This window comes from Duganella sp. CF517 (assembly GCF_900110275.1).
Classification (GTDB): domain Bacteria; phylum Pseudomonadota; class Gammaproteobacteria; order Burkholderiales; family Burkholderiaceae_D; genus Rugamonas.
On record NZ_FODC01000003.1, the window covers coordinates 736,036 to 748,670 of the forward strand.

The 12,635-nt window shown below is 68.8% G+C and carries 5 protein-coding genes; all 5 read left to right on the forward strand.

Going from position 1 to position 12,635, the window contains the following annotated elements; all coding sequences use genetic code 11:
* The first annotated feature begins 826 nt into the window (after nt 1–826).
* From BMX85_RS14825 to BMX85_RS14845, 5 genes are read left to right on the forward strand one after another with little or no spacing between them, the layout of a single operon-like run.
* Entirely contained in the window at nt 827–3,256 is a 2,430-nt protein-coding gene (locus BMX85_RS14825) for a hypothetical protein (RefSeq protein ID WP_143067981.1), read from the forward strand.
* Nucleotides 3,257–6,655 (forward strand): hypothetical protein, encoded by a 3,399-nt coding sequence (locus BMX85_RS14830; protein WP_090319304.1) that lies wholly within the window; start codon nt 3,257–3,259, stop codon nt 6,653–6,655.
* Nucleotides 6,652–10,845, forward strand: a complete 4,194-nt coding sequence (locus tag BMX85_RS14835) for a hypothetical protein (protein WP_090319307.1) — start codon at nt 6,652–6,654, stop codon at nt 10,843–10,845. The genes BMX85_RS14830 and BMX85_RS14835 overlap by 4 nt, the downstream gene beginning before the upstream one ends.
* Nucleotides 10,846–10,902: 57 nt before the next feature.
* Nucleotides 10,903–12,126 carry a hypothetical protein gene (locus BMX85_RS14840; RefSeq protein ID WP_090319310.1) on the forward strand — a complete coding sequence of 408 codons (1,224 nt, stop codon included), beginning with the start codon at nt 10,903–10,905 and terminating at the stop codon, nt 12,124–12,126.
* Nucleotides 12,123–12,635: a M15 family metallopeptidase gene (locus BMX85_RS14845; RefSeq protein WP_090319313.1), complete on the forward strand. Its 513-nt coding sequence runs from the start codon at nt 12,123–12,125 to the stop codon at nt 12,633–12,635. The genes BMX85_RS14840 and BMX85_RS14845 overlap by 4 nt, the downstream gene beginning before the upstream one ends.

The following is a 12,635-nucleotide window of genomic DNA, read 5'->3' on the forward strand; positions in this document are numbered from 1 at the left end:
GCGCCAGCGGCCTGGGATTGGCGGCGGCGGGGCCTTCGCGCAAGTGCACGGCGGCCGCGCCGGCTACCGCCGCGCCGATAGCAGCGGCGCCATCTTCAGCATCGCCCTCCGATGTCACGTCACGCTGAATGAATCTAAAACACGTAAGGCGGATTAGCGTAGCGTAATCGGCCATGCATGCTCGCTCGGCGGCGCAACCATGGCCGATTATGGTGTTCCGCCTAATCCTCCCTAGTTTCTCCCGGGATATTCGCCGATCCCGGGTCAATCGAATTTCACTCCGTCCTGGAACGAGCTTCAGTTGTGAAGGCGCGCAGAACGATGAAATAATTGACTTATGATTCAACATTAATTAAGTAATAATTTCAATTGCTTCTTGTAACTTGAATGACAAAAATAAATTAATCGGCAGCAACTGTAAGCAATATGCCGCTAGTAGCATAAATGCCACACAAAGAAAAATTTTTGGAAATTCCCGAAAAAATCATATTATTATAAAAATATAAATTCCAAAAATTTCAACTAGGGTTCTAATCATGCATTGGTTATCCAACCATGGCGCTTATCCCGACACGTCCATTCAAAATGGTGATTCGTCAAAAACCGGACGGATCCGCATCACTGGCCGCTTTCAGCGACACCGAGCCTGGACCAAGAGCCACCGCATTTAGCTTAATTAATTAATTTACAAATAGAATTCCGCTGCGCTCGCGATTTCAATCGCGGGCCGGTGCACGCCGCCTGCGATTATACGGGAGATATAATGACGTCCAAAATCATGGCAGTCTTATCAGAATCTGTTATTGACCTATTTCCGGATCAGGGATTGACCGTTGAAAATGACGTGATGAAGGATTTGGCGCTGTCGGGGCCGGACTTTATTATCCGCTTCGCGCAGCAATCATTCACCGGGGAAGCGATAGCCTTGAACGCGGTGCTGGATCTGTCGCCGATTTCCGCATTGCGCATCGCGCTTCCAAGCTTGCAAGCCTCGGTGGTGTTGCATCAACATCTGGATGGTTACCTGCTCCGCGATTTGGGGCTGTTGAGCGCACGGATAGAAGAGACGAAGCTGTTCGATTCGCTGTCGCTCGCCGCCGGCACGGCCACCCTCACGCTCGGGCTGGCCCCTTGGCGGCTGGCGCTGGTCGCCAAGGATGGACAACCAGTGGGGCGCATCGCGCTCCCGGGAACCGCCGGGATCGCCTTCGACATCAACGAACTGGCACTCGACGCATCCGGCATCGCGTTGTGCGCCGCGACGCTGGTGCCGGGTCCGGCCAGCATCGGCGCGTTGTCGCTGCACGTCAGCGAAGGCACGTTGGCGGTGCGCGGCACCCGGGTCGAGGCGCGGCTCAAAGCCCGCTTTGAGCTGGAGGACTTCGCCGGCGCCAGCATCGACCTGCAATTGAACGTCTCCGGCGATATGTCCAACGGACCCTGGACGATCAGCGGCCAAAGCCACATCGGCAGCAACGCGCCGTGGCGCGATCCCAGCGGCCTGCTGACGTTCGACCAGATGACGGCCACAGTCGACTTCGCCGCCGCCGACGCGGGCTATACGTCGACGGTGCGCATCGGCGGGCGCGTCACGTTTGCCCCGCGCAGCTTGCCGGCCAGCGTGGAAGCCTGGTTCGGCCGGCTGTTCAGCGGGCTCACAGTCACCTTCGCCGACGTCACCCTGCAGACCGGCAATGTGGACTTGCCCTCTTTCACGTTCGCACCGCCGGAGGCGATGCGCCTGAAGGCGCTGGAGATTTTTCAGCTGAACGTGCCGTCACTGGCCTTCGGCAAGGGATACGTCACGCTCAAGGACACCAACATCCGGCTAGCCGAAGCGGGCGCAGTCCTGAGCGGGACGATCGGCGACCTTAAAATCCTGCTCGACGCCGGCCCGAGACTGGAGCTGAGCAAAGGCAAAATGGCCATCGACATCGAACTGGCCACGCCGGGCGGCTTCAAGGGCCAGGCGCGGCTGTGCGACATCTCCACCCCCGACTTCCAGGCGATCCGGGGAGAGGGCCGGATTTCCTCGCCGGCGCTGGCGCCGGTCGAAGCCACCTTCACCATCGGCAGTTCGCGCCGGGTCGACGGCAAGACCTGGCGTCCGGTGGTCTCGATCATGGTCAGCGAGGACGACGTCAACATCCCCCTGTTCCCCGGCGTGGTGATCACCCGCATCGAACTGGGCGCCGGCATCAACCGCCATGTCGCCGGCGTGACCAAGCTCTCGCTGCAACAGGCGCAACAACGTTTGCGCGACGGCCTGCCCGACGTCTTCAAGCAGGAAAGCTGGGAAGACCACGAGACCGCGCTGACGATGGTGGCGCGCCTGTTCGTCGAATCGTCGCAGACCACCGGCGCCGCCACGCCATCGCTGTACGTCGCCGACATGACGCTGCTGATGACGTCGGAGTTCCAGTTCGCCGCGTTCGGCAAGCTATGGTTCTACACCAGCAGGGGCGATGCCAGAACCGCGCCGTTCCAGCAGTGTCCGTCCGCCGTCGGGCTGGCCATGTTCGACGGCCAGCAGCCGTCGCTGCGCGTGGTGGCGATGACGCACCCGGACGGCCGCTCCACCCTCACCGACAAGATTCCGGCGGCCCAGTTGCTCGGCATGCGCATCCCCCGCGCCCAACTGGCGTTCGAGGCCACGCCGGCGGGCATGGCGCTGGTGCTGGGACCGGTGGAGGTCGGCACCACCCTGGAACCCCTGCAGGTGGCCGGCTCGACGCTGTTCGCGTTGCGCTCGGCCGGCGGCCGGGTGTACGCGATCTCGCGCTCGTCGCTGTCGGCCAGCTTCAGCGCCTCGACCCGCACGCTCAGCGTCGGTCCCGCCTCGCTCAGCGGCAGCATCAACGCCGGCTTCGCCGCCACGCTGGGGCTGCTGGGACATTACGCCAACGACACGCTGACGATCTACGGCGTCGCCCATGCCAGCTGCTGGATCGAACTGTCCCTGCATGTGCGGATCGGCTTTAGCATCCGCATCCGCGCCGGCTTCGTGCGCATCACCATTTCCTGGCACCAGGACTGGGATTTCAACCTGCGCATGCATGTTGATCTCGATCTCGAAGTGACGCTGACCAGCGACGGCGGCATCGGCATCGACGGCCGCGCCAGGATCGAAGTCAACGTGCTGGGCATCGGCGCGGCGCTGTCGCTGCAGATCGCCGCCAACGACCAGCTGGTCCGCGACGGCCGCGCCATGTACGCCACCATCAACCAGGACGTCAACCAATTGCTCGGAGCTTAAATGGCAGACCTCTACTATTTCAAGAAGATCACCCAGAGCCAGTGGCTGGGCCTGCGCCTGCCGCGCGACCTGCGGCTGGACGTCGGCGACGACGGCGCGGTCAAGGTTGCCGCGCCGTGGCGCTTCGAGCCGCTCTCGCCGCTGCCCGGATGGGCCGGCCAGGCGCGCGTGCTCACGCTGCGCGGCGCCGACGGCAGCGCCGAGCCGGGATTGGCGCCGATAGCGGCCGGCGACGCCGCCTGGCAACCGTTCCGGGGCAGCCGCTCGGTACTGGGGGCCTTGCCGGCCAGCGACGAGATCGCCGCCTTGGGCGATGCGATGGAGCAGGCGTCGCTCAGTCCGGTGCTGCCGCTGCGACTGTACCAGGCCTACCGCGACTACCAGGGCGATGCCGGCGCCCCCGCCTACGACGACGAGCGCGTGTTGCTCACGCTGATGCAAGCGGTCGGCGGCACCGCCGCCAACCAGCCAGTCGAGGCCTACGCCGAGCTGCTGTTCATCGTCGATTCGGCGGCCGGCCCCGGCCCGGCGCCGGGGCCGGAAATCGACGCCGGCGCGGGCCCGGTCGGCCAGCTGCGCCTGGTGGCGAGCCAGGCCGAATCGGGCGTGGTGCTGCAACTGGCGCATGGCGCGGGCACCCTGACCAACGGCGGCATCGTCGCCGCGATCAACGCCGGCGCCGGCCAGCCGGGCTCGACGTTCGCGCCGTTCTATCGCTGGTATCGCACGCTCGGGGTCGCCGAGCGCCGATCCGGCGAGTCCGGCGCGGTGCTGATTCCGGCCGAGGCGCCGCGCCCCGCCGCCGGCGCCTCGGCCGACTTCGCCGCCTGGGCGGATCGCCCGTTCAGCCTGGCGGACCGCCTGGGGCCGCGGCAACTGATCGGCGAACTGCTCAACTACGAGGTCAAGCTGTTCAACGCCCACGGCCGCTGCACGCACAGCGGCCGCGTCATGCTGAAGCGACAGCGACTGGGCCCGGTGGCGCCGCCGTTGCGGGCGCGCGCCGAGCTGCTGGCGCCGGCGGACAACGGTTCGACCGCCATCTGCACGGTGGCGTTCGATATCGCCGCCGACGAGGCCGAGCCGGGCACGCTGAAAGCGGTGCTCTACCGCCAGGATTATGCGGTCGTGCCGACCGGCTTCTACGGCGACGACGACGATGGCGCGCTGGTGGTGGCCCGCTCGCTGAACCAGGCCGGCGACGGCGGGCTGGCCGGCGGCGTGCAGTTTCTCAACGATGTGCAGGCCGGCGGCGAGGAGATGCCGAACCTGTCGAACCATAACCTGGTCGAAGTGGATGCCTATCCGATCGCGCCGGCGCCCGCGGCGGCGCGGACGGACCGGGAGACCGACGGGACCAATGGCCCCGGCTGGCAAATCAGCATGCCACTGGAGCTCGAATCCGGCCGCGCCACCCAGCTGTTTCTGGCCCTGCGGCGCGACGCGGTAGGGGTGTCCGCCGTGCCGGAGTCGCCGGTGGCGCTGGCGCAGCACGTCACCGGCCTCACGTTGGACAACCTGCTGATGGTGCCGCACTTCGAACGGTTCTGGGGAGCGCCGCCGGCGGCCGAATGGCTCGGCGAGGGGCGCGCCCGCGTGATGGAGGTCGAAGGCGATCCGGCCAGGCCGGCGGCGGTCCGCGTGGTGGTGCAGCACGCCAACGCCGACAACCGCACGCTGATCGGCGGCTACCGGCTGTGGCTGCGCGATGTGGCCGCCCCCGGCGACGACACCCCGTTCGAGGCGGTGGCCATGGTGCAGGCGGTGCCGCGGCTGGTGAAGGTTTATGCGCCGATCGAAGGCGGCCGCCAATGGGCGTTCGCGCGGCCGGCCGCCGGTGCCGGGCCCGGGGACGCGTTCGACCCGGCGCCGCCGGACGCGCCGCCGGCCGGCTACACCCCGCTCAGCGAGCCGGCGGCGCCGGCCGAACCGAAGGCGGACCAGCGGACCAGCGCGGCCTCGGCCGCCAAGGCGCTGCAACAGGCGATGGACGCCCCCGGCGACGCCCCCCTGTTGCTGCAGGCGGTGCGCAAGTTGCAGCGGGCCGACTGCGCGCGCGAAGTGTTGCTGTCGGTCGCCACCCGGCGCGCGATGGAGCGGGCGTTGCGGCCGCCGCCCGGCAACTGGCTGTTTTTCCGCGACCAGAACGGCAACCTGCTGGGCCGCGCGCTGCAATTCTGGCTGCCGGCGGGCGTCGCGCCCCACGCGGCGTTGCGCTCGATGTACCAACTGGCCGAGCCGCCCAGCGCCCAGGACACGGTCGCGCTCGACGACTTCGGCCGCGTGGCCTGGACCTGGAACGGCCTGGCCGACCTGTGGCGCCACGAACTGGAATGGCTGGTCGAGGCGGTGCCGCGCTACGCGCCTATCAACCGGCAGCGCGCCGCGCTCGGCCCCGATGCCAATGGCGAGGCGATGGCGGTGCGCCAGGCCGCGCCCGCGCTGTGGCATCGCCTGGTGGTGCAACGGCGCTTGCCGTTCAACGCGCATTTCGCGCTGTCCCAGGTGCTCGACGCCAAGGACGACGCCTTTGTCATCGCGCTCGACGCGCCGCGGGAGTTCCGCCAGGCGCTGCACAACACGGTGGCGCGCACGCGCCAGGGCGTGCTGCGCATGCATCCCTCGCCGGCCACCACCCGGTTCCTGTACGGCGACGCCTATGACGGCGCCACGCCGGAGCTGTTGGGCGCCTGGCTAGGCGAGCCGCCGCCCGCCCCGGCCCCGGACGACAAGCCGGAGGCGCCGACGATGACGTTCGGCGACGCCAGGCAGGACCAGGCCGGCATATATGGCGAACTGCTGTACGACGAGCCGCCCTGCATGGAACTGTCGGTGGAGGTCGGTGCCAGCGCCGACGACATGCATGCGGCCGCGCCGGCCGGTATCAGGTCGCTACGGCGGCACGGCGTGGCCGTCGGCCCGGCCTTCAATCGCTTGCCGATCAAGCGCTCGAAGCAGGACAACACCCTCCATGTCGATATTCCGCTGGCCAGGCTCGGCTGGAGCTACAGCGGCCACGGCGGCGGCCGCATCGGCCCGCACATCCCGGCCGCCGCGCTGGAAGGCTTCCGCGACCGCGCGCTGCTGGATCTCCCCGACCCCGACGCGGAACTGGTGCTGCTGTTCGAGTTCGACAAGCCGGCGCGGCCCGTGGCCCGCTTCCGCGGCAGCGCGCTCAAGGGATCGGACTTCGACACGCAGGCCGGCTTGCCGGCGTTCCAGCAGATCGCGTGGGGCACGGTCAGCGCATGGGACAAGTTGACGCCCAGCCTGGCCGGCGGCCACCTGCGCCTCAGCATGGCCATGGATATCAACGCCAGGGAGCCGCAGCGCATCATCGCCTGCTGGCGCCGTCAAGGCATGGCATTTCCCCCCATCACCCAGGAGTCGATAGCATGACCGACAACACAGCGAAATCACTGCCGGCGCCGGTCGGCGTCGCAGACGGTTACACCCGCATGGACAAAACGCCGGTCGTCTGGTTCGACGGCAAGCCACGCTCGGTCAACGTGGTATATGTCGCCGATGGCCGGACGGTGGCGCTGGGCCGGATCGCGGGCCAGAAAAGTCCGACCCTGAGCGCCTACGGCGAAACGCTGGCCGGCATCACCACCCGCGCCGGCGCGGCCGGGACTGCGGCGTATGTCAGCGGCCATTGGCTCAACGGCAACGACATCGACGGCGCCACGGCGCTGGCGGTGGCCATGAAGACCTACCTGGGCATGTTGCCCGACGCGGCGACGGCGTTGAAGATCGACGACCGCCCGCTGCTGGGCCTCGCCGCGCCGGCGCCGGCGCCGGGCAAGACGGTCGACGCCCGGCGATGGTCGGTGACCGTTTCCGGCGACTTCGTCGTCCCGGGCCTGGCCGAGACGCTCTCGCTGCGCCCGGCGGTGGTAACGCTGGCCGACGACGCCCTGTCCTTCGACGAGCCGGGGCTTGCCGACCGCGAGATCGGCGCCGGCCGCCTGACGCTGAAACTGACCGTCGCGCTCGACGACGACGGCGACATCGCCCCCGGCCCGGGCGCCCTGCCGTCCGTGGAAATGACGGCCGCCGTGTCGCTGCTGCTCGACGAGAAGATCGATGGCGCATGGGAGCGCCCGGCGCAACTGTGGTTGCCCACCACCACCGGCCTGCTGCGCATCGTCCAGCCCGGGGACGCGGCGGCGCCCTATCTGCTGTTCAGCGAAAGCCGCGGCGTCGACGTGCAGGGCTGGTTTCCCGCAACCGGACGCGGCGCGCGCGCCCGCCTGATGCTCGACCAGAGCGGCGGCAAGCGCCTGACGGTGCGCCGCGGCCCCGGCAACACGCGCGAGTTCACGCTCGAGGTCGACCGGCCGGCGCTGGTGTTCACCTTGTTCGGCCTGGCGATCGACGGCGCGACGCTGCAGGCGCCGATGTTGCCGCCGGGCGCCGCCGACCTCGCCTCGGCGGCGCCGCTGCAGTTGGTGCCGGTCCACCTTTGCGGCGACCACGACAGCCAGTGGTCGGTCGGATACGCGGGCGATCTGCGGCTGCACTGGCGGGCCCCGGCCGCCGCCGGCGACGCGGCGCTGACGCATTTCACCGGTCACGGGAACTGGGTGCGGCCGCCGGAGGCGGCCGTCAACGACGCGCCCGGCCCGTCGATAGCGCGGGCCCTGATCCCGATGGCGCCGGACGGCGCCCAGCAAAGCTTCCTGGTGGGCGGCGGCAGCGCGACACCCGGCGGCGGCGCCCTCCTGAACGTCGAGGCGCTCGGCGAGTTTACGGCGATGTCGCCCGAGGCCACCGCGCTCGGCCCGTTGGCCAGCTTCCACCCGCTGGCGCAGCCGGCGCGGGAGCTGTGGGCCGGCGGCGCCGCCGCCGTGGTACCCGAGCCGGCCGCGCTGCGCCCGGCCTACCGGCTGCTGCCCGGCGGCGTCGAGCCCGGCGATGCGCTGGCCTCCTTCAGCGCCACGCGGGTGCCGGCCGGCCCGCCGTCGGCGGCGGCCGACGTCGCGCCGCAACCGGTCAGCGACGAGGAGTGGCAGGCGCAACGTGGCTGGGCCTACGCGCCCGGCGCCGCCGATCCGGCGCGGCGCGAGGAGGACCGCACGGCCTGGCCGGGCGAGCGTTTCGGCTGGGCCGACGCCTTGTTCCTGTCGCGCGCGGCGCTCGGGGACAACGCCGGGGCGGAACTCAACCCGGCGCTGGCCTGGGGCGAGATGCGCAGCGAAGGCGATCAATTCCGGCCGATCCGATGGGTGCGCCTGAGCGACGACTCGCTGAAGTCGCTGGGCTCGGCGGCGGTGGCGTCGTACGAGGCCGCCGCCGCCGTGCTAAGCGCGCCCGACATCTCGCTCGGCGCCTACGCCCTGGCCGAGGCAGGCGCGGCGGACGATGGGGGCCTGGCCCACCTGTATCTCAACGAGCGCGTCCAGGGCGGCGTGAGCGAGTTTACGCTCGAGGCGCGCGGCGCGGCCGGGACGGTGGTCAATCTTCCGATCCAGCAGCCGGCCGGGGTGAACCGGATCGCGCTGTCGTGCGCGGCCGGCCTCGACGTGGCGGTCAACCTGTCGCCGGGCGTGGTGACGGCGCGCCTGAACCGCGTATACGTGGAATTGGAGCGGCGCGGCGGCCGGCTGGTGGTGGTGCGCGCCATGCTGGGCTGGGGGGTCGCCAAAGCCTTTGGTTGGGGCAAGCAAGCCACGCAGGCGGACGCCCCGGAGTTCCACGTCACCGAAAACTTCGAGCGCGCGGCGGACCGGCTGCGCCGTTCGGTCGAGTTCAACGGCGTGCTGGCGCGCCAGGTCGACAAGCAGCACACGGTGGAACTGTATTTCTGGGACGCGCTGCTGGCACACGGCGCCGCCTCGGTGCGCGTCATCAGCCACTATCGGCTGCAGCAGGCCAAGAACACCTACACCTCGATCTGCGCCTTGCAGGACGCGGCGGTGGTCGACGGCCGGCTCGATCTGTCGGCCGACATCGCCATCCTGCGCGCCAGCAGCGGCGAGCAGACGGCCCAGCTCTCCTATCCGTGGGCGCCGGAACGGCGCAAACTGTACCGCCTGCTGTTCAACGCCGCGCCCGATGCGTTCTATTCCTACGCCGGCTTCCTGCGGATACGCGGCGCCAGAGCCGACGCGGTCGTCCCCGCCGCGCTCGATACCAGCGTCGAGGCGCGGATCGTGCCGGCATGGTTTCTGTGCGACCGCGACCTGATCCCTTGGTTTAACACCGGCACCGGCACCGCGCCGCCGGACCGCGACAACTGGAGCTCGGCCGGCCTGCTGCGCACGGCGGCGGAGGCCGGCGGCAACATGCTCGACATCCGGCTGGTGGCGCCGGGTGGCCTTAACATGAGCCAGTGCTATGCCTCGACCCTGATCGGCGTGCGCGGGCCGGATCACACCGATGCGACCGGATTGCCGCTGTGGGCGCCCGCGCCGGTGCGCGTGCCGCCGCCGGCCGTGGCCGAACCCGGCGGCGGCGCCGGCGCCGATGCCATGCAGCGCCTGTGGCTGTTCAATCCGGGGCCGCGCGTGGTCGCGCAATGGCCGCCGACCGGCGACACGCCCGAGGCCCGGCTGCGGGCGGCGCTCGGGCATGCGCGCCAGCGGCTGTGGCGCATGGGCTGGACCCGCGAAGCAGTGCTCGAATCGCCGGCGCCCGACACGCCGGCCGGGGTCGCGTGGCGCATCGTCGATTCGCCGCTGGTCAACCGGGGAGCCTCGCTGGCCTGGTTTGGCTGGCCGCTCGCGCCCGATGCCCAATATCTGCGCGAGGCGCTGCCCTCGAGCCGGCAAGCGCCGCAGACCCGCGGCGCGGCGCGGCAGAGCTATTCGCTGCAGGTCGAATTCGACCACGACCGCCGGCAAAGCGAACCCCGGGCCATGCTGGTGCGTGACAGCGGCAACGGTTCCGGCGCGCCGGGGCCGACGGCTTTGACTTTCCGCGCCCGGGGCCTGCGCGTGGGCGTCCATCACAAGGCCGTGTCCTACGGTCCGCAAGGGCCTCAGGCCTTGCCGTCCGCGACGCCGCTGGCGATCCCGGCGCCGACCGAAGGGGCGCCGCTGTCGGTGATGGACGAACTGATCAGTTGGGCGGCCGAAAGCATGGACCTGGCGCCCGCCGGACTCGTGGCCCTGCCCGGCAATGTCGTGCGATACACGCTGCAACAAGCGTACAACACCGTCCAGATCGGCGGCGCGCCGGCCGGCCTGCAATGGAACTCGCCGGATGGCTGGGCCGACGTCAAGAATGACGAGGCGCTGCGGTTGCCTGCCGCCGACAAGCTGGTGCTCGAACTGAGACAGGCGACCCCGGGAGGCTGGGGGCTGTTGCACCTGACGCTGGGGACGGCAGGCGGGCCAGTGCGCAAATCCTTGTTCCCGCGCGCCGGCGCGCGCCTGGCCGGAGTGTTCGACCGGGACGGCAAGCTGCTGGCGTTCGGCGAGGAACAAAGCGTCTATGTCGCCCCCGTCGCGCCGCCCGCCGGCGACGCCACCGCGGCCACATGGTTGCGCGTGGCCGCCGTGGCGTTGCCGGCGCGCCAGCACGCGATGGCGCACCAGGTCACCACGATCGATCTGGACGGGCGCCGCACGCACTTCTTCCACTAAGTCCACGCAACGCCGGCGGCGGCGTTGCCCACCCCGCGTCTACTTTTGGAGAGAAATATGTTCAACTCAGAAACGCTCGAAGTCTGCATCGGCATGATTTTCCTGTTCCTGATGATGTCGCTGATCTGCACCGGAATCCGGGAATATATCGAAGGGATTTTGAAGTGGCGCGCCATGGACCTAGAGCGCGCCGTGCGCACCCTGCTCGACGACAAGGACGGCGCGCTGGCCCAGTTTTTTTTCTCGCATCCGCTGATCTCGTCGTTGTATCAAGGCCAGTACGATCCGGCCAGGCTAACCGGCAGCAGCGTCAACCGCAGCATCGGCGGCGATGGTCAATCCAAGCACATGCCACTGGCGGCGCGGCGCAACCTGCCGTCGTATATTCCGGCCGAATTGTTCGTCAAGGCGCTCATCGACGTGGTCGGACGCGGGCCGGTGGGCGCCGGCGAACCGGTCGCCGATGAATCGCTGACCATCGGACTGTTGCGCAAGCGCGCTGCGGCGCTCGGCTCGCCCGTGCTGCAGCGCGTGGTGTTGAGCGCGATCGACCACTCGGAAGGCGATTTGAAGCAGATGACGCTGAATCTGCAAAACTGGTTCGACGGTTCGATGGACCGCGCCTCGGGCTGGTACAAACGCCGCACCCAGGCCGTCCTGTTCGGGCTGGGCCTGCTGACGGCGGTCGTGATGAATGTCGACGCCCTGTATGTCATGGGCCGCCTGACCACCGATAAGGCGTTGCGGGAAACCATCGTGACGGCCGCCGCGAAGGCGCCCAACCCGGCGGAAAAGGATGCCGCCAAGCTGGCCGACGACGCGCGCGATGCGCTGGCGGCGGTGGGCATGCCGATGGGATGGGTCGCGTCGGCGACTTCGCCCAATGTCTTCGGCTACACGCCGGTGCAGACCTGCGTGACGGGGAAACACACCGAGTGCGGCCAGCCGTACAACCTCATGCAGTTGCTGATCGGCTGGCTGATCACGGCGATCGGGGTCATGCTGGGCGCGCCGTTCTGGTTCGACGTGCTGAACAAGTTCATGGTCATCCGCTCGACGGTCAAGCCGCACGAAAAATCGCCCGAGGAAGGCAGCGAAGACCGCAAGAACACGGCCGCCGCGCCGCCGGCGGCGGCCTTGCCAGCCCCCACGCCGGCGCCGGTCCCGGCCGACCAGGCCAAACCGGTGGAGCAACCGGCAACTGGCTATCCAGCGGAAAAATCCTTTGTTCCACACCAATGGCGTGACGACGCCGTCAACCTCAAGGAGATCACACTATGAGCGCAGGTTCCAATCAAGCCGCATTGATGGTCGATCGCGATCCGCGCCGTCTGGCGCCGGCCTTCGCCGAGTCGGTGCTTCGCGCCCTGGCCGAATGCAATTCCAGTCAAAACGCGCTGGGCGCCATGCTATACGAGGGTTACCGGTCGGCCGAGCTGCAAGCGATGTATTACCAGCGCGGGCGCACGGTGATACCGCCGCTCGCGCCGGTGACCAACGCGCCGACCAATCTGCAAAGCTGGCACGGCTACGGGCTGGCCGTCGACATCGTGCACGAGAAAAAATACTGGTCGCCGCCGGAAGGGGAGAAATGGTTCCGCCGGGTGGCCGCCATCTTCAAACAGCACGGCTGCGCCTGGGGCGGCGATTGGAAGAGCGTCGACCTGCCACACTTCCAATGGGGCCTGTGTACGGCCAGTCCGTCCAAAGCGGCACGCGACCTCATCACCAGCGACGGCATGCAGGCCGTCTGGAGCCGCCTGGGCGCGATTGACGGCAAACCGGCTTAG